The sequence below is a fragment of the Flavobacterium algoriphilum genome, from assembly GCF_048158655.1.
GTDB lineage: Bacteria > Bacteroidota > Bacteroidia > Flavobacteriales > Flavobacteriaceae > Flavobacterium > Flavobacterium algoriphilum.
Genome location: NZ_JBLNKY010000002.1, coordinates 303,282 through 321,816, shown reverse-complemented (window position 1 = coordinate 321,816; position 18,535 = coordinate 303,282). Strand labels below are relative to the sequence as shown.

The 18,535-nt window shown below is 33.9% G+C and carries 16 protein-coding genes; 13 read left to right on the top strand and 3 right to left on the bottom strand.

What is annotated here, in order from left to right:
* Window positions 1–62 precede the first annotated feature (62 nt).
* The 8 genes from ACM55G_RS06305 (at window position 63) to ACM55G_RS06270 (ending at window position 7,898) form a co-directional block, all read left to right on the top strand.
* On the top strand, window positions 63–758 hold the full coding sequence (locus ACM55G_RS06305; RefSeq protein WP_416843047.1) for a thioredoxin domain-containing protein: 696 nt from the start codon (window positions 63–65) through the stop codon (window positions 756–758).
* Between the two features lie 10 nt (window positions 759–768).
* Window positions 769–1,440 carry a DUF2461 domain-containing protein gene (locus ACM55G_RS06300; protein WP_416843046.1) on the top strand — a complete coding sequence of 224 codons (672 nt, stop codon included), beginning with the start codon at window positions 769–771 and terminating at the stop codon, window positions 1,438–1,440.
* Between the two features lie 15 nt (window positions 1,441–1,455).
* Window positions 1,456–2,523 (top strand): glycosyltransferase, encoded by a 1,068-nt coding sequence (locus ACM55G_RS06295; protein WP_416843045.1) that lies wholly within the window; start codon window positions 1,456–1,458, stop codon window positions 2,521–2,523.
* A gap of 2 nt (window positions 2,524–2,525) precedes the next feature.
* Window positions 2,526–4,373: an asparagine synthase (glutamine-hydrolyzing) gene (gene asnB, locus ACM55G_RS06290; protein ID WP_416843044.1), complete on the top strand. Its 1,848-nt coding sequence runs from the start codon at window positions 2,526–2,528 to the stop codon at window positions 4,371–4,373.
* Window positions 4,374–4,422: 49 nt separating this feature from the next.
* The gene (murB, locus tag ACM55G_RS06285) at window positions 4,423–5,436 is read left to right on the top strand and encodes a UDP-N-acetylmuramate dehydrogenase (protein WP_416843043.1); all 1,014 of its coding nucleotides are present in this window, start codon (window positions 4,423–4,425) and stop codon (window positions 5,434–5,436) included.
* 119 nt (window positions 5,437–5,555) lie between these two features.
* Window positions 5,556–6,170, top strand: a complete 615-nt coding sequence (locus tag ACM55G_RS06280) for an FMN-binding negative transcriptional regulator (RefSeq protein WP_416843042.1) — start codon at window positions 5,556–5,558, stop codon at window positions 6,168–6,170.
* 79 nt (window positions 6,171–6,249) lie between these two features.
* A complete protein-coding gene (locus tag ACM55G_RS06275; protein WP_416843041.1) occupies window positions 6,250–7,356 on the top strand; it encodes a glycosyltransferase in 1,107 nt (368 codons plus the stop codon).
* Window positions 7,347–7,898, top strand: coding sequence for an RNA polymerase sigma factor (locus tag ACM55G_RS06270; RefSeq protein WP_416843040.1), 552 nt, complete (start codon window positions 7,347–7,349; stop codon window positions 7,896–7,898). The genes ACM55G_RS06275 and ACM55G_RS06270 overlap by 10 nt, the downstream gene beginning before the upstream one ends.
* Before the next feature lie 110 nt (window positions 7,899–8,008).
* Here ACM55G_RS06270 and ACM55G_RS06265 read toward each other — a convergent pair whose 3' ends face one another.
* Window positions 8,009–8,761 (bottom strand): glycerophosphodiester phosphodiesterase, encoded by a 753-nt coding sequence (locus tag ACM55G_RS06265; RefSeq protein ID WP_416843039.1) that lies wholly within the window; start codon window positions 8,759–8,761, stop codon window positions 8,009–8,011.
* A 265-nt stretch (window positions 8,762–9,026) separates the two neighbouring features.
* Here ACM55G_RS06265 and ACM55G_RS06260 point away from each other — a divergent pair, with 265 nt between their 5' ends.
* The 3 genes from ACM55G_RS06260 to gap all read left to right on the top strand — a co-directional run bounded on the left by ACM55G_RS06260 (window position 9,027) and on the right by gap (window position 14,630).
* Entirely contained in the window at window positions 9,027–12,203 is a 3,177-nt protein-coding gene (locus ACM55G_RS06260) for a TonB-dependent receptor (RefSeq protein ID WP_416843038.1), read from the top strand.
* A 493-nt stretch (window positions 12,204–12,696) separates the two neighbouring features.
* On the top strand, window positions 12,697–13,566 hold the full coding sequence (gene lipA, locus ACM55G_RS06255) for a lipoyl synthase (RefSeq protein WP_039110082.1): 870 nt from the start codon (window positions 12,697–12,699) through the stop codon (window positions 13,564–13,566).
* A 50-nt stretch (window positions 13,567–13,616) separates the two neighbouring features.
* Complete coding sequence (gene gap, locus ACM55G_RS06250; protein WP_416843037.1) at window positions 13,617–14,630, top strand: type I glyceraldehyde-3-phosphate dehydrogenase; 1,014 nt, start codon at window positions 13,617–13,619, stop codon at window positions 14,628–14,630.
* Window positions 14,631–14,653: 23 nt separating this feature from the next.
* On the opposite strand, the gene ACM55G_RS06245 is transcribed toward gap, so the two are convergent.
* Entirely contained in the window at window positions 14,654–15,466 is an 813-nt protein-coding gene (locus tag ACM55G_RS06245; protein ID WP_416843036.1) for a purine-nucleoside phosphorylase, read from the bottom strand.
* Window positions 15,438–16,463 carry a tetraacyldisaccharide 4'-kinase gene (gene lpxK, locus ACM55G_RS06240; protein WP_416843035.1) on the bottom strand — a complete coding sequence of 342 codons (1,026 nt, stop codon included), beginning with the start codon at window positions 16,461–16,463 and terminating at the stop codon, window positions 15,438–15,440. Before lpxK ends, ACM55G_RS06245 begins: the two co-directional genes overlap by 29 nt.
* Before the next feature lie 147 nt (window positions 16,464–16,610).
* Here lpxK and ACM55G_RS06235 point away from each other — a divergent pair, with 147 nt between their 5' ends.
* Both ACM55G_RS06235 and ACM55G_RS06230 read left to right on the top strand, forming a co-directional pair.
* Entirely contained in the window at window positions 16,611–17,708 is a 1,098-nt protein-coding gene (locus tag ACM55G_RS06235) for a Nif3-like dinuclear metal center hexameric protein (protein WP_416843034.1), read from the top strand.
* 3 nt (window positions 17,709–17,711) lie between these two features.
* Complete coding sequence (locus tag ACM55G_RS06230; RefSeq protein ID WP_416843033.1) at window positions 17,712–18,491, top strand: zinc ribbon domain-containing protein; 780 nt, start codon at window positions 17,712–17,714, stop codon at window positions 18,489–18,491.
* Window positions 18,492–18,535 lie beyond the last annotated feature (44 nt).

Below are 18,535 nucleotides of genomic sequence, written 5' to 3'. Positions count from 1 at the left end.
TGTTAAGGTTCAAAAATTGAAAAAATACGTAAATTAGCCTATTCCAATTCAAATCATTTACAATGAAATTTCATTCTATATGCCTTATAGTCTTATCTTTTGTAGTGCTATCCTGTACCGGACAAACATCAAAAAATATAAAAACGATTGAAGCAAAAGCTTTTGCAGAAAAAATTGCAGCAACTCCAAATACACAAATTCTTGATGTAAGAACTCCTGAAGAATTTGCGTCAGAACATATTGACAATGCAAAAAATGTGAATTGGCTAAGCACTGATTTCGTTACAAATACTGCAAAATTAGACAAATCAAAACCTATTTTTGTGTATTGCAAAAGTGGCGGAAGAAGTCAGAACGCGGCTGAAAAATTAAACCAACTGGGCTTCACTACAATCTACCAACTAGCGGGTGGAATCCTAAAATGGGATGCAGCCGGTTTAGCTAAACCAAGTGATAAAATCATTGGAATGTGTAGTCAGGAATATGCCGAATTATTAAACTCAGATAAGAAAGTGTTGATTAATTTTTATGCAGAATGGTGTGCTCCTTGTAAAAAAATGACGCCGTACCTTTTGAAAATGCAAAAAGAATTAGCAGATAAAGTCACCATCATTCGACTGAATGCAGATGAAAACAAAACCCTACTTTCTGAATTAAAAATTACTGAACTTCCTACCTTATTATTGTATGAAAACAAAAAAATAAAATGGAAAAATTCTGGTTTTATAAGTGAAGACGATTTAAAAAAACAATTATAATAGCTTCAATATGCTTTCAAAAGACACACTACAATTTCTGGATGATTTAAAGACTAACAACAATAGAGATTGGTTTTTAGAAAACAAAAAACGTTACGAAGGGGTCAAGAAAGAGTATCAGCAATTAGTTAGTGATTTACTTGACGTTATGAAACCAATGGATCCTTCGCTGGAAATGTTGGAAGTAAAAAATTGCACTTTTAGAATCAATCGTGACATTCGGTTCTCTAAGGACAAGACTCCTTATAAATCGCATCTGGGCGTTTGGCTTTCTTCGGGGGCAAAAGGTTTAAATCGTTCTGGATATTATATTCATTTAGAAAAAGACGCTAGTTTTATTGCTGGAGGATTGTATTGTCCAGAACCGGAAGATTTGAAAAAAATGCGTAAGGAAATTGCTTATTTCCATGATGATTTAGAAGCAATTCTTGAGGATAAAACTTTCAAAAAGGAATTTAAGGATTTTGATCGAAATGAAAAAAATACGCTTAAAAACCCACCACGAGGGTACGAAAAAGACCATCCAGCCATAGCTTTACTAAAATTAAAAAGCTTCGAATCTTCTCAAATAATTAATATTTCCGAAGTGACAAAAAAAGATTTTGTTGCTACAATGAGTAAAAAATTAATTGCCTTGAAACCACTGAATGACTTTATAAATCGCGCTTTAACTTCTGAATAATTCAAATTTATACCGATGCAAAAAAAGAAAATTCTTTTTCTGGGAGAATCCTGCAGAGCTGATGCCATCACTTGGATGAACGGCCTTAAGGAATTTGGTGATTTTGAAATCATTACTTGGGAATTAAAAACCCCCAATAATTGTATTTATAACCGAATTTTAAGAATTTTAGAATTTAAGATCGCTTTTTTTAAAATTAGAAAAATAATAAAATTACATAAACCGGATATGGTTATTGCAGAAAGAACTACCAGTTACGGATTTCTTGCTGCATTATCTGGTGTAAAATCTATAGCGATCGCACAACAAGGCAGAACCGATTTATGGCCTGAAAATTCGATTTCATTACCTTTAAAAAAACTGATTCAGCATTATGCTTTCAAAAAAGCTACTTTAATTCATGCTTGGGGATCTGTGATGACTACTTCAATGATGGAAGCAAATGTTGATATGAATAAAGTCATGGTTTTACCAAAAGGAATTGATTTAGAGAAATTCAGTAATAATAACAATGCCGATCCCGAAAAAATTTGTGCTATTGTCACTCGCTCTTTGTTGCCGGAATACCGACATGATATTATCTTAAAATCCTTTGCCCTTCTAAACCAAAAGGGAATTGACTTCTTACTTACCATTATAGGAGACGGAACACAACTATCAAACTTGAAGAATTTAGCAAAAAAATTAAATATTCAAAACAAAGTCAACTTTACCGGAAGAATTCCAAATACAGCATTACCAAAACTATTGCAGCAATCTAATATCTACATTAGTATGCCAATAACTGAAGGTGTTTCGGCCTCTTTATTTGAAGCGATGGCTACTAACTGTTATCCTATTGTGACCGACATTACAGGAAATCAAAGTTGGATTAAACACCGAGAAAATGGACAATTAGTTCCCGTTGATAATTTTGAAATGCTCGCAGAAGAATTAATTTGGGCATTTGAAAACAATAAACATAGGAACGCAGCCGTTTTAAAAAACAGAAAATTTGTAGAACAAAAAGCAGATTACAATATAAATATGAGAATTATTGCTGACAAATACCACAAATTAATCAACACAAATAGCCCAAATTAACTATGTGTGGAATTAATGGAATCTTGCATTTACAGTTACAAAAAAAAATCGACGAACGGATTCTAACAAAGATGCGCGATTCGCTAGAACATCGCGGACCGGATGATAAAGGATTATTTATAGCGAATAATATTGGCTTTGGACACCGAAGACTTTCAGTTCTGGATATTTCCTCAGCGGGACACCAGCCTTTTTTATCAGACGACGGAAGATATGTACTGGTTTATAATGGTGAAATCTACAATTTTAAAGAATTTTATCCCGAGTTAAAAAGCAATGGATTTGACATTAGAACTACTTCGGATACCGAAGTTTTGCTGAAATTATTCCAATTATATGGTTTAAAAATGCTCAACCGTCTCAACGGAATGTTTGCTTTTGCTATTTGGGATAAAATGGAAAAAAAACTCACTATTGTTCGTGATAGAATGGGCGTTAAGCCGCTATATTATTCTTTTTACAAGGAGACTTTTTATTTCGCTTCTGAACAAAAAGCACTTTTCACGGCTGGAGTTCCTCTCAAAATGGCACAAGACGGACTAGAAGAATATATTTTCAACCGATTTGTTGCTGGCGAAAATACTTTATACCAAAATGTAAAAAAAGTATTGCCCGGACATATCATGACCATTCATGAAGGTGGAAAAGTAACAACCAAAAAATGGTGGGACTTAAAAAAGGAAATTCAAAATCAGCTCGAAATAAAAAATCCCGTTGAATGGTTTCGCGAAACTTTTGATGATTCCATAAAACTGCGAATGATAAGTGACGTTCCTGTTGGCGTTTTATTGAGTGGCGGACTGGATTCTTCTTCAATTTTGGCTTCATTATTCAATCAAAACTATAAAGATATTCAAACTTTTAATATTGGTTTCAAAGAGAAAGAGCACAATGAAGCACATTTGGCTAAAATGATGGCGGAGAAATTCGACTATGGATTTCATACGATGCAATTGGAAGATAAAAATCTTTATGATCAATTAATCCGTTCCACTTATTTTCAAGATGAACCTATCATGCATTTGAGCGAACCACAACTTTTGGCAGTTTCACAAATGGCAAAACCATCAGTAAAAGTATTACTTTCAGGTGAAGGTGCTGATGAATTAATGGGCGGTTATGTGCGATACAAAGCCTTACAATACCCATCGTTATTGAATTCAATTGCCACTATTGGTAAATTAGATTTTTTAACAAAAAACCTGCGGTACGATAAGTTAACACGTTATGCACAAATCATTAAAAAATCTGACTTAGTCATATATAATGGTTCTAATAATTATCCAAATGACATTGCGAAAATTTTTGGGATTAATGCACCTCCTAAAAACGAGTACAGAAAACAAATTTATAAAGACGCAAAGTCTTTATATCCGAATAATTTACGCCGACAAGCCCTTTATTTTGACCAACACACCTATTTATGCTCGCTACTGGATCGAAATGATCGCTGTACAATGGGGGCTTCTATTGAATGTCGTGAACCATTTTTAGATCCAAGATTGATTATTGGATTAGGCTCATTGGAGGACAAATGGTTATTTACAGGGAAAAAGTGGAAATTCATTCTGAAATCCGCTATGGAAAAACGTTTACCAGATGAGATTTTAAAATTCACAAAAGTAGGACTAAGTGTTCCTTGGGGTGATTATATCACAAAAAGTCCTGCTTTTAAAGAAGAATTAGAATCTTTTTCTAAAAGTGATTTGTTCCAAATTCCTTATTTTGAACACATCAACATTCAAAAACTCGTTCAGAATTTACAAAAAGGTGACACCCGCATGACTTCTTACATTATGCCGCTGTTTATGATGCATATCTGGATGAAAACGTATCCAAATAAATTTTAATTCTTACTTTTGACCTCGGATTATACTATTCAAAAAAGCACTTTCTTTTATGGAAATACTACCTAATTTCTCTTTAAAAAAATACAATTCATTTGGCATAGAAGCCAAAGCAAAACAATTTATTGCAGTACATTCGACAGAAGATTTAAAAACCATTTTACAGGAAAATAAATCCCAGAGAAAATTTATTTTAGGCGGCGGAAGCAATATGCTTTTGACAAAAGACATTGATGCACTGGTTATTCATATCGATTTGAAAAGCAAAAAAATCATCGAAGAAGATGATAATTTTGTCTGGGTTGAAAGCCAGGCTGGAGAAAACTGGCATGAATTTGTGCTTTGGACCATCGACCAAAATTTTGGCGGTTTAGAAAACATGTCCCTTATTCCTGGAAATGTGGGAACCACACCAATACAAAACATTGGAGCTTACGGCACTGAAATCAAAGACACTTTTGTTTCCTGTACAGCTATGACGATAGAAAATCAGAAAAATAAAACGTTCACAAAAGACGAATGTCATTTTGGTTACCGAGAAAGTGTTTTCAAAAATGAAGCAAAAGACCAATATGTCATTACATCGGTAGTTTTTAAATTGACAAAACGTAACCATAAAATCAATACCTCTTACGGCGATATCTCATTAGAATTAGAAAAAAACAACATCACCAATCCTTCTTTAAAAGACGTCAGTAATGCTGTAATTGCGATTCGGCAAAGTAAATTACCCGATCCGAAGGAATTGGGAAATAGCGGCAGTTTTTTTAAAAATCCTATACTATTAAAATCGGATTTTGAAAAAATACACCAGGAATTTCCTGAAATGAAGTATTTCGATATTTCTGAAACCCAAGTAAAAGTTCCTGCCGGATGGCTGATTGAGCAGGCGGGTTTCAAGGGAAAACGTTTTGGTGATGCCGGAATCCATAAAAATCAAGCTTTAGTTTTAGTCAATTATGGCAATGCCACGGGACAGGAAATTTTGAATATTTCAAAAGATATACAGGAGACAATTTTTAAAACGTTTGGCATTCGTATAGAAGCCGAGGTAAATGTGATTTAGTTTTTAAGTATTCAGTCGTGTTCAGTTCTGAGAGAAATCTGAATATAGATTGTAGCTTTCAGAATATCAATACCAAAATAGTATTTCAAAATCCCTAAATCCTAATTTTTAAATTAAAAATGTACACTCCAGATATTTATAAAAAAGAAAATCAAGAAGAAATTGAAAAATTTCTTCTTGAGAACAGCTTTGGGATCCTAATCAATCAAACGGATGGAAAATTGTGTGCAACACACATTCCATTAGAACTGGATAGCAATGAAGACGGAAATCAAATTTTATGTGGCCACATTTCTAAAGAAAACCCGCAGTGGATAGGTTTTACTGATAACGACCAAATTTTAGCTGTTTTCTCCGGACCACATTCTTACATTTCTTCCTCGTGGTACGATCATGAAAATGTGCCAACATGGAACTATATTGCCGTACATGTTTACGGTAAAATAAAAATAATCGAAGGCGACGCAGTAATAGAGTCCCTAAAAAAACTGGTTGATAAATATGAGCAGCATTCTAAAAACCCGGTTCGTGTAGACGATTTATCTAAAAAAACACTGATGCAAACCCGAGGTATTGTAGCATTTGAAATCGAAATCACAGAAATTCAATGCACCAAAAAGCTGTCACAAAACCGAGATGATAAAAATTATCAAAACATCATTTTCGAATTAGAAAAAACAGAAGACGTCCAAGCAATTGCTGTGGCAAATGAAATGAAAAAATGTCCTCGCTAAATTATTTCGAAATTCACAATTCTATTCATACCTTTGCACTCTCCCAAAATTTCGGGATTAAAAAATTCATTAAACTCTGATGCTAATACTAATTCTTTACTTCTTTATTTTTATAGTTGCTGTTCAAATTTCGTATTATCTGGGTGTTTTTGGAAAATTCGCTTTCGCCAAAACACAAAAGATAACGCCAAAAAAAATCCCAATATCAGTTATTGTTTGTGCCAAAAACGAAGAAGAAAACGTAGCGAATTACATCCCGTTACTTGCTGAACAAAATTACCCTGATTTTGAAATTGTCTTAATTGATGATGCTTCAAGTGATAATACTTTGGCTATTTTCGAAGATTTTGAAAAGCAATATTCAAATGTTCGTTTGGTAAAAGTGGAGAACAACGAAGCCTTTTGGGGAAACAAGAAATATGCGTTGACTTTAGGAATAAAAGCGGCAAAAAAAGAATATTTATTATTCACTGATGCTGATTGTTACCCTACTTCTAAAGATTGGATCCTTGCTATGAGTTCACAGTTTACGATGCAAAAAACAATTGTTTTGGGTTATGGTAAATATGAAAAAATTCCTAATTCATTTCTTAATAAAATAATTCGTTTTGAAACTTTACTTACGGTAATTCAATATTTTTCTTGGGCAAAAATTGGACAACCTTACATGGGTGTGGGTAGAAATTTAGCCTACAAAAAAGAAACTTTTTTTAATGTAAATGGTTTTATAGAACACATGCAAGTCCGTTCCGGAGATGATGATTTATTTATTAATCAAGCGGCTAATGCAAAAAACACGGCTATTGCTTTCACTGCGGAAAGTTTTACCCTTTCTAGACCAAAAACGACATTCAAAGACTGGTTTACCCAAAAAAGAAGGCACGTTTCAACGGTAAATTATTATAAACCTTTCGATAAATTACAATTAGGAGCATTTTATTGTTCGCAATTACTATTTATTTTATTGCCTATTCTTTTATTGGCTTTCCAATTTCAATGGATATTAGTTTTGGGTTTAATTGCACTCCGATACATAGTTGCTTGGATTGTTGTAGGATTTTCGGCAGGGAAATTAAAAGAAAATGATATTAAATTATGGTTTCCCATAGTTGAAATAGTACTTATATTTACACAAATCAATATCTTTATAACGAATATATTCTCAAAACCAGTACTTTGGAAATAAACAAACAAATAGAAAAAGCAAAACAAGGCGATCAGGTTGCCTTTACTTTTCTATTGGATTATTATTGGAATGAAGTATATGGTTTTATGCTTAAGCGTACTGAAAACGAAACCAATGCCGAAGACATTACCATAGAAACTTTTTCGAAAGCTTTTGACAAATTAGCGACTTACAACTCTGAATTTCAGTTTAACACATGGCTCATCGCTATTGCAAAAAATGTTCATATCGATTTATTACGAAAAAGGAAATCGAGTCTTTTTGTAGAAATTACTGATGAAGAAGACCAACAAGCTTACAATATTGCCGACACTACCCCATCGGCAGAAGATGAATTGATCACGGAACAAAATCTTTCCCAATTATTACAATTCATCAAAGAATTGAAACCACATTATCAGGAAGTTATCCAGCTGCGCTATTTTCAGGAAATGAGTTATCAGGAAATTGCTAACAAAATTGACGAACCGTTGAGTAATGTGAAAATTAAATTGCTTCGCGCCAAAAAACTTCTGGCAGAAATTATCCAGAATAAAAGGTAGCTTTATTTTATAAAACAGTTTCAATTCTTAATTCCTTAAAACAAAAAAGTGATCTAAATTAATTTTAGACCACTTTGTTAAATCAAAAGTAATTACAGATTTCTGAAAAATTATTTTATAATTCTTTCCGGATAATCAGTGATAATCCCACTCACTTTTAGAGCTTGTATATTTTTAATATCCGCTGGCTCATCCACAGTCCAAGGATAAATTTTAAAATTATTTACTTTCATTATTGCTACGTTTTCAGCAGTTAAGGTTTTATAATACGGGTTTATTGCCTGCGCATTAAGCTCTTTTCCAGTTTTGATAACAGTTTCAATAGGATCTTTATAAGTAAGTAATCCAATTGCTATTTCTTTACTTAAAGACCTCATTTTTTGCAATTCTCCTATTCGAAAACTGGAAATAAAAAAATCTTTATTTCTCCAGCCTTTTTTCTTGTACTCTTCAATTATCCTATAAGTATCCGTTGCGGTATTTACACCTTTCAATTCAATATTAAGCACTGCTTTTTTATCTATAGTTTCGATAACTTCCTGCAAAGTTGGGATTTGATGTTTCCCAGCAACCAGAACTTTTCTCAATTCATCAAAGGTGTATTCTTCAATTTTTCCTTTTGCGTTTGTGATTCGACCCAAACTATCATCGTGAAAAACTACTAATTCTCCAGTTTTAATTTTATAAACGTCTATTTCTAACATATCGGCTTTCAATTCGATTCCCTTTTCAATTGATGCTAAGGTATTCTCTGTAGCATGGCCCATTGCTCCTCTATGACCACAAACAACAAATTTATTTGAAGTACAATTTAAAAATAACAAAGCTAATGCTGATGCCGATAATAGTGTCGTGAATTTCATGATTTTTATTTAATTTATTGAGGTAAAAATAGGTTATACCGCAGGCTCAAATATTAAGAAAGTATTAAATAAAAAATATTTTACCTATCAAATTGAATGATTTTAGTGCCGAATTAGTTAACAATATCTTAAAAAAACGGTTGTTTTAGGCTTCGTTTTTAGGTTTTCATTAACCTAAAAGTATTCTAGTGTTATTGTTAAAATAACGGCCATTTTTCAATTAGTCAATTCCTTTGTCGCCACTATAAAACAAAAAAAAGTATTCATGAAACAACTCAAATTATTTTTATTTACGATTGTACTGACTGTATTTGTCGGCAATAAAAATTTTGCCCAAACTACTCAAGCATCCATTTCAGGTATTGTTTTAGGTAGTAATTCAGAACCTATTAAAGATGCAATGGTTCAAATTCGAAATGAATCCACTGGATTTAAAACCAATTCATTGTCTAACTTCAAAGGTGTTTTCACATTCAAGGAACTCCCATTAGGCGGACCTTACACGATTAGCGTTACAACTTTAGGCTACGGAGAACAACAGCGCTCCGGCTACACTTTAAATCAAGGTGATTTAATAAATATTGAAATCTTAATGCAGGACAACATTCAAAACTTAGAAGTGGTCGAAGTTGTCGGACGAGGTTTAAAAAACAAAACAGGAAACTTAGGAGCAGCTACGGCAGTAACTGCAAAACTTATCAATGCATTGCCAGTAAACGGAAGGAATTTCACTAGCTTGATGGATTTATCGCCTTTGAGCAGAGGGGGAAATATTTCAGGACAATTAGCATCTTCCACTAATTACACGCTGGATGGAATGAATGCCAAAAATCCAACTTCGGCAGGATCAACAACAAGTCGAAGTGGTGCACCTTACTCCATATCGATTGAAGCGGTAAGAGAATTTAAGGTAGTTACGAATCAATATGATGTAGGCTATGGCCGAAGTGGTGGTGGAACTGTAAGTGCTGTGACTAAATCAGGGACAAATGATTTTACAGGAAGCATGTTTGCCTATAATCGTGCAGATTGGTTATCTAGCCCATATGACATTAGAGGGAATAGACGTCAAAATGATTTTTCTACTTCCCAATACGGTTTCACTCTTGGGGGACCGATCATTAAAGATAAATTGCATTTTTTTGTAGCTTGGGATCACCAACAAGATTCACGACCATTGATCATAGCTGACGTTCAATCACCAGAAGACGAACTTCGTTTTAATATTACAAGAGCTACATTAGATAATTTTGTTACTATCGCCCGCAATAAATATGGGGTTTCTAATGCTCCACAATACGGAACTTTTGATAAAAAACGTAATTCAGATGCCGCTTTCGCTCGTATTGACTGGCAAATTAACAGTAATAATTTATTGACTGTACGTAATAATTTCACTTATGACAATAATAAACTAGGATTACAAGATAATACGACCATCAATTTATATGAATCGTTTGGTGACGATTTGAATATTGACAATAGTATTTTGGCTTCTTTACGAACAAAAGTAAATGCAAGAGTAACGAATGAGTTAAAAGTACAGCATTTATATACTTTTCAAGACAGTAATCCAGGAGACCAATTGCCTTCCTATAATATCCCACGTGCTATAGTAGAAAATGTTGCTTCAACTATTAACGGAGCTGTAAGAACTACGAATATCCAAATTGGAGGTCATCGATTTGCCCAAGAAAAATTTACCAATAATGTTTTTCAAATTGTAGATAATTTATACTTCAACACGGATAAAGTTAAATATACTTTTGGTTTTGATTTAATGCAAACCAATTCTAAATCTTTATATGGAAGCGAAGTAAATGGCCGTTTCCATTTCAATAATCTTGCTAATTTTGACAACTTAACACCTTATCGTTATTACAGAGAAGTACCTTTACTAGCTGATCCTACGGTCACTTCGAATATATTAAACGCTGGTATTTATGGTCAGTTACAAACCAAAATTGCACTAGGATTAGACCTGACTTTAGGGTTGCGATTTGATTATGCTAAATACCCGACAGCAACATTCAATCAATTAGTTTTTGATGAATTAGGCATTCGCACTGATAATAAACTTCAGTCGGCAATCCTTCAACCGAGAGTGCAATTATCTTGGGATGTAAATGAAAACCACAAAGACTATATTCGTTTAGGTGCTGGAATTTTTGCATCCGATTTAAATAACTACGCGGTCATCAATAATTTATATTTTGATGGAAATCACACCGCCACAGTGGATGTAAGATCACCAAATGTTCCTTTGCCAAATTTCATTGATTACCGAAATAATTATGCCAGTATACCCACTTTGGATGCGTTCCAATTACCGACTATTAATTTCACAGGAACAGATGCTAAAGTACCAGTAGTCTATAAAGCCAATATATCCTACTCTCATTTCTTTACGGATAAATTAAAAGCAGGAATAGCAGGTTATGCCACTCTAGGACGCAACAACTATGTTTATGTAGACCGAAATATGGTAGCGAATCCATTTTTTACTTTGGCCAATGAAGGCAATCGTGGTGTGTATGTTCCCGCAAGTTCAATGCCTGCAAATGGTGCCGGAGACTGGATGCAAGGACGTATCAGCAATAAATTAGGTCGAGTATTAGAATTAAACAGTGAGGGAAAAGTCAATCAATTTGCAATGGTGGTAGATGCTACGTATCGTTATTTTAAAGACGGTGAAATATCCGCCAGCTATACTTTGAATGACACAAAAGACAACACTTCATTTAATGGAAACGTTGCTAACACAGCAACTTTAGTTTTACCGGTAGAAGATGACCCGAGAGACTTAAGCAAAATGAGTTATTCTGATAATCATTTCCGTCATAAAGTGGTGTTTTACGGAACTTTGCCTACTTTTTATGGTGTCAGTGTTGGTGTTCGTTATTCGGGTATCGGTGGCACACGCTACAGCTTACTTTCAGGAGGAAACACAAACGCAGATTTTGTCTCTGCTTCAAATGATTTAGCTTATATTTTTGACATTAATAATCCAGCGGTTCCCCAAAATGTAAAAACGGGATTACTAACCATACTTAACAACCCGGCTGCAAGTCAAAGTTTGAAAGATTACATCAATAAATACTCCGGAAAATTAGCTGAAAGAAATGGAGGAATAAATGAGTTTTATGGTCTTGTTGATGTTAGAATTAGTAAAAAGATTGCATTAGACAAAAAACAATTCCTAGAATTTACAGCAGACATATTTAATGTTGCCAATTTATTAAATAAAGAATGGGGCGTAAATAAATCCCTTAGTAGTCAGTCATTATATGCTTTAGGCACCCCGGCAGCAGGAACAACAGCTGCAGTTCCCGGATTTGACAGTACAAGACAACAATTTAATTACAGAGTAAACAATGCTGGACTTCCTACGCTTTCAGGAAATCCATTTCAAATACAAATTGGATTAAAATATGCTTTTTAAATTCTTTTTATAAATCATTTAATACTAGAGCAAGCGCATTCATTGATTTGGATGCGCTTTTTTTATGAATTAATTCAAATTTTAGATTAAATGTGTAGCAAGTGCAACTCTGGACAAACTTATAAAAACGAAATGGTCTCCGGAAATCATTGATTCAAAACTGGTTCGAACTAACTATACTCTTTCCATTCCGGTCCAAATGGATTAGCTATTTTAAACTGAAAAGCTTCATTTAATTTTGAAGCTTTTTTTTAACACTGCTTATTTTTTTAAAATATTTTATCATAAAACAACCAAAAGGCCTTTTTAGCCCTGATTGCAGTGGTATCCCACGCATTTTTTTGCGTGGATATAACGAAAAGCAGGACAACTATTTCCTGAAAATGCCCCAATATTGTGCTCCAGCTGTTTCAATTTCTCTACTTTAAAAAAACAAATAAACGAATCCACAAATAAATTACATTCCTTATCTTTGTGCTTTGAAAATTGATTTATGGAAACTGTTTTAGAAAATACTTTACCAATTGGAAAACCGAAATGGTTGAAGGTGAAACTCCCAATTGGCCAAAAATATACAGAGCTTCGCGGTTTAGTTGACAAATATAGTTTGAACACGATTTGTACTTCGGGAAGTTGCCCAAACATGGGGGAATGCTGGGGTGAAGGAACGGCAACATTTATGATTTTAGGAAATGTATGCACCCGTTCTTGTGGTTTTTGTGGTGTAAAAACCGGAAGACCAGAAACTGTGGATTGGGATGAGCCTGAAAAAGTGGCGCGTTCTATTAAAATTATGAACATCAAACATGCTGTAATTACAAGCGTTGACAGAGATGATTTAAAAGATGGCGGATCAATTATTTGGATTGAAACCGTAAAAGCCATTCGAAGAATGAACCCAAACACAACACTTGAAACATTAATTCCGGATTTTCAAGGTATCGAAAGAAATATTGACCGTATCGTGGAAGCCAATCCTGAAGTAGTTTCGCATAATGTAGAAACCGTTCGCAGATTGACTCGTGAGGTGCGTATTCAAGCTAAATATGACCGAAGTCTGGAAGTTTTACGTTACTTGAAAGAAAAAGGAATCAATAGAACGAAGTCAGGAATCATGCTTGGTCTTGGTGAAAAAGAGGAAGAAGTTTTTCAAACGATGCGCGATTTACGTGAGGCAAATGTTGATATTGTAACGATAGGCCAATACTTACAACCCAGTAAAAAACACTTACCAGTAAAGGAATTCATAACGCCAGATCAATTTGCAATATATGAGAAATTTGGTTTGGAATTAGGGTTTCGCCATGTAGAAAGCGGACCATTAGTTCGTTCTTCTTACAAAGCACAAAAACATATTTTATAAAAAATTTATTTGGTAAATCGGTTAACCAAATAAACGAATAAACAATACATTTGAAAACAAGAATTGCCATTAATGGTTTTGGAAGAATTGGTCGGAATTTATTTCGCTTGCTTTTAAACCACCCTACTATTGAAGTCGTTGCCATAAATGATATTGCTGATAAAAAAACTATGGCACATTTAGTGAAATACGACAGTATTCATGGTGTTTTACCCTTTTCAGTAAGTCCTGATGAAAAAGGCTTTTCCGTAGATGGAAAGCATTATTTATTCTTTCACGAAAAAAAAATTTCAAATCTTGATTGGAAAATTTTAGACATCGATTATGTAATAGAGTCGACTGGAAAGTATCATACTTTTGAAGATATAAATACTCATATTTTGGCTGGCGCCAAGAAAGTAATTCTTTCTGCACCTTCAGAAGTTGACGCGATAAAAACGGTTGTTCTGGGTGTAAACGAGAATATTCTAGATGGTACTGAAACCATAATTTCCAACGCCAGTTGTACAACCAATAATGCGGCACCAATGATGAAAGTCATTGATGAACTTTGCGGTATTGAGCAAGCCTACATCACTACTATTCACTCCTTTACAACAGATCAAAGTTTACACGATCAACCGCATAAGGATTTACGAAGAGCACGTGGGGCAAGTCAATCAATTGTCCCTACAACTACTGGTGCAGCAAAGGCATTAACAAAAATTTTTACTAAATTACAGGGAAAAATTGGCGGATGCGGTATTAGAGTCCCTGTACCAGATGGTTCCTTGACGGATATTACGTTTAATGTAAAGCGAGCTGTTTCCATCAACGAAATAAATGCTGCTTTTAAAATTGCAGCACAAACCGACTTAAAAGGGATTCTCGATTATACGGAAGATCCTATTGTCTCTGTAGATGTTATTGGAAACAGAAACTCTTGTCTTTTTGATGCACAACTCACTTCAGTAATTGACAAAATGGTGAAAGTGGTAGGCTGGTATGATAATGAAATAGGGTATTCGTCTAGAATTATTGATTTAATTCTATTAATAGAAAGTAAGAAGAATTCTATGCTGTAATTACTAAAAATGTATAGCAATCACTAATATTTCAAAATCAATTCTTTGATTAGACTTCTTACTTTTGGTTCTGCATTTTTAGCGGCTTCTAAAACTTCATTGTGAGAAATAGTTCCTATATTTTTTTCATCTCCCATATCAGTAATTACAGAAATTCCGAATGTTTCTAAATCCATATGACGAGCCACAATCACCTCGGGAACAGTTGACATGCCTACGCAATCAGCCCCAAGAATTTTTACCATTCTATATTCAGCCAAAGTTTCAAAAGTAGGACCTTGCAAACCAAGATAGATTCCTTCTTGAACCTCAATATTTAATTCGTCTGCTAATTCAGTAGCTTTAGCAATCATTTTCCTTGAATAGGGCTCACTCATATTTACGAAACGAGGTCCAAAGCGTTCGTCGTTTTTACCCCGCAAAGGATGTTCCGGCGTCATATTTATATGATCTGTAATCAGGACAATAGAACCTACTTTATAATTTGGATTTACGCCACCGGAAGCATTTGAAACAATTAATTTATCAATGCCCAAATATTTCATCACCCGTACCGGAAAAGTGACCTCTTTCATCGAATACCCTTCGTAAAAATGAAATCGCCCCTGCATGGCAACCACTTTTTTATCGCCTATTGTTCCAAAAACCAATGCCCCTTTATGTCCTTGGACAGTTGAAACAGGAAAATTTGGAATTTCATTATAAGGCAATGTAAATTCTACTTTCATTTCATCAGTAAAGCTCCCTAATCCTGAACCTAAAATCACACCATATTTTGGTGTAAAATCAATTTTTCTTTCAATAAAACTAACGGTTTCTTGTACTTGTTCCCACATAATTTAAAATGGTTTTATCAAAATTTTCACTTCCTAAAATAAAAGAACTTTTTATAGGCAGATAGAAAAGTTGTTCACTTGGTAAAAGGCCTGTCAATCGAACATAATCTTTTTCGGTAGTAATAATAATGCTGTTTTGAGCTGCATTTTTAATTTCTAAAATATCTTTATCGGTAAAATGATGATGGTCTGGAAATGACAAACAGGCATCATTTGTATCCTTCAAATAGGCGAAAAAAGGATCGGGTTTTGCAATTCCTGCAACTAATACTTTATCAAGTGATTTTATTTCATCTACTTTTATTTTTCTGTTTTCAGAATAAATATGCGTATCATAATCAATGTAAGAAAAATACAATTCCTGATTTATGGAAAGATTTAATTTGTTTTTAATCTCCTTTTGCACGTCCAGAGAGAGAGGAGAAGGACATTTTGTAACAATAATTACATTTGCTCTTTTTGCCCCACTGCTACTCTCTCTTAAATTTCCTGTTGGAAGCATCAAATCATCCGAATACAAATCTCCATAGGTAGTAAGTAAAATATAAAAACCTGCTTTTACTTTTCGGTGTTGAAAAGCGTCGTCCAGTAAAATAACTTCCGGTTTTATGACTTGAGTAAGCAATTGTTCAATTCCGTTTTTTCTATTGGCATCAACGGCAACTTGGATACTTTTAAATTTTTGAAAAAACTGAAAAGGCTCGTCTCCAAGAATAGCAGCATTCGAATTGGAATCAGCCAAAATAAATCCTTCCGATTGTCTTTTATATCCTCGGCTTAACGTGGCAATTTTATATTTATCAGAAAGCAACCGAATCAAATATTCTATTTGTGGCGTCTTTCCGGTTCCTCCAACACTAAGATTCCCTACGGCTATAATGGGTAAATCAAAAGAGTAGGATTTTAAAATACCTTTATCGAAAAGAAAATTCCGAATACTCGTTATCAGACCATATAAAATAGCAAACGGAAAGAGTATTTTTCGCAGTAAATTCATTTTACGAAAGTAGAATATTTTATCTTTATAAAAAAAGTTGATTTGTTTATTCGTTAATTTGTTAATCCGAAAAAAAACAAAATGAAATCAAAGATTATTTCATCCGTTCGCCTACAGGCTCGGATCACAAATACTAAAAACTAAACGATGAGTAAAATCAAAGAAATAATAGCCATACTTGAAGAAATGGCACCACTCGCCTATGCGGAAGATTTTGACAATGTGGGCTTATTGGTTGGAAATCAAGAAGCAGAAGCGACAGGTGTGTTAGTTTGCCATGATGCTTTGGAAAATATAATTGACGAAGCAATTGCAAAAAAATGCAATTTGGTGGTTTGTTTTCATCCAATATTATTTTCGGGTTTGAAAAAAATTACGGGTAGAAACTATGTGGAGCGAGCTGTTATAAAAGCCATAAAAAATGACATTGCCATTTATGCCGTTCACACCGCTTTGGACAATCATCAAGAAGGCGTGAATAAAATATTTTGTGATGCTTTGGGATTGATAAACACTAAAATTCTAATTCCAAAACAAAATTATATTCGCAAACTAGTAACGTATACGATTCCTGAAAATGCCGAAGAAGTACGAAATGCATTATTTGATGCCGGAGCGGGAACGATTGGAAATTATGAAAATTGCAGTTTTAATTCGAAAGGAATTGGAACTTATATGGGAAATGAACGCAGCAATCCTCAAGTTGGCGAGCGATTCGAATTTGTACAAGGAAATGAAATCAAAATCGAAGTCACTTTCGAAAAACATTTAGAAAATAAAATTCTAAAAGCATTATTCAAAACCCATGCTTATGAAGAAGTCCCTTATGAAATTTATGCCTTACAAAACCAACATCAAAATATAGGCTTAGGAATGATTGGTGAATTGAAAAATCCGATGAAAGAAAAAGAGTTTCTGCTTTTTGCAAAAGAGAAAATGCAAAGTGATGGGATTCGACACTCCAACTTTATAGGAAAAGAAATAAAAAAAGTCGCGGTTCTTGGCGGAGCGGGAAGTTTTGCTATAAAAAATGCGATTCAGGCCGGAGCAGATGCTTTTTTGACTGCCGATTTGAAGTACCATCAGTTTTATGAAGCCGAAAATAACCTTTTATTGGCAGATATTGGACATTTTGAAAGCGAACGCTATACAAAAAATTATATTGTTGACTATCTTCGGAAAAAAATCCTTAATTTTGCAGTTATTTTATCAGAAGAAAATTCAAATCCAGTTAAGTACTTATAGAATATGGCGAATACGAAAGAATTAAGTGTTGAGGACAAGTTAAGAGCAATTTACGATTTACAACTAATTGACTCAAGAATTGACGAAATCAGAAATGTAAGGGGTGAACTTCCTCTTGAAGTAGAGGATTTAGAAGATGAAGTTGCAGGTTTAAGCACACGTTCAGAAAAATTGAAAAGTGAACTCGAAGTTATCGAAGATCTAATCAAAGCAAAAAAGAATGCAATTGATGAGCACAAAGAGGCTATCAAAAAATATACGAAGCAACAAGAAACTGTTCGCAACAACAGAGAATTTAATTCGTTGACTAAAGAAGTTGAATTTCAAGAGTTAGAAATTCAATTGTCTGAAAAACAAATTAAAGAAATGAAAGCTTCTATCGAACACAAGAAAGAAGTAATCTCAAATTCAAAAGAAAGATTAGAAGCAAAATCGAATCATTTGAAGCACAAAAAATCAGAATTAGACGCTATCATGTCTGAAACTGCTAAAGAAGAAGCTTTTTTATCTGATAAATCAGCTGAATACCAAGCTTTAATCGAAGAAAGATTATTGAAGGCTTACACTAGAATCAGAACTAGCGTTCGCAACGGATTAGCTGTTGTTTCTATTGAAAGAGGAGCATCTGCAGGATCATTCTTTACGATTCCACCACAAACACAAGTGGAAATCGCTTCAAGAAAGAAAATTATTACTGATGAACATTCAGGAAGAATATTAGTCGACAGTGCTCTTGCTGACGAAGAAAAAGAGAAAATGGAACAATTGTTTTCTAAATTCTAATTACATTTAAGCCTCCTTAATCGGAGGCTTTTTTATTATGAAGA

What these genes read in the sequence shown, in the direction of transcription:
- ACM55G_RS06275 (WP_416843041.1), top strand. Translation starts at nt 6,250, where the DNA reads ATGCTAATACTAATTCTTTACTTCTTTATTTTTATAGTTGCTGTTCAA.
- ACM55G_RS06280 (WP_416843042.1), top strand. Translation starts at nt 5,556, where the DNA reads ATGTACACTCCAGATATTTATAAAAAAGAAAATCAAGAAGAAATTGAA.
- ACM55G_RS06230 (WP_416843033.1), top strand. Translation starts at nt 17,712, where the DNA reads ATGGCGAATACGAAAGAATTAAGTGTTGAGGACAAGTTAAGAGCAATT.
- asnB (WP_416843044.1), top strand. Translation starts at nt 2,526, where the DNA reads ATGTGTGGAATTAATGGAATCTTGCATTTACAGTTACAAAAAAAAATC.
- ACM55G_RS06260 (WP_416843038.1), top strand. Translation starts at nt 9,027, where the DNA reads ATGAAACAACTCAAATTATTTTTATTTACGATTGTACTGACTGTATTT.
- ACM55G_RS06235 (WP_416843034.1), top strand. Translation starts at nt 16,611, where the DNA reads ATGAGTAAAATCAAAGAAATAATAGCCATACTTGAAGAAATGGCACCA.
- ACM55G_RS06245 (WP_416843036.1), bottom strand. Translation starts at nt 15,466, where the DNA reads ATGTGGGAACAAGTACAAGAAACCGTTAGTTTTATTGAAAGAAAAATT.
- murB (WP_416843043.1), top strand. Translation starts at nt 4,423, where the DNA reads ATGGAAATACTACCTAATTTCTCTTTAAAAAAATACAATTCATTTGGC.
- ACM55G_RS06265 (WP_416843039.1), bottom strand. Translation starts at nt 8,761, where the DNA reads ATGAAATTCACGACACTATTATCGGCATCAGCATTAGCTTTGTTATTT.
- ACM55G_RS06300 (WP_416843046.1), top strand. Translation starts at nt 769, where the DNA reads ATGCTTTCAAAAGACACACTACAATTTCTGGATGATTTAAAGACTAAC.
- ACM55G_RS06305 (WP_416843047.1), top strand. Translation starts at nt 63, where the DNA reads ATGAAATTTCATTCTATATGCCTTATAGTCTTATCTTTTGTAGTGCTA.
- lipA (WP_039110082.1), top strand. Translation starts at nt 12,697, where the DNA reads ATGGAAACTGTTTTAGAAAATACTTTACCAATTGGAAAACCGAAATGG.
- ACM55G_RS06295 (WP_416843045.1), top strand. Translation starts at nt 1,456, where the DNA reads ATGCAAAAAAAGAAAATTCTTTTTCTGGGAGAATCCTGCAGAGCTGAT.
- lpxK (WP_416843035.1), bottom strand. Translation starts at nt 16,463, where the DNA reads ATGAATTTACTGCGAAAAATACTCTTTCCGTTTGCTATTTTATATGGT.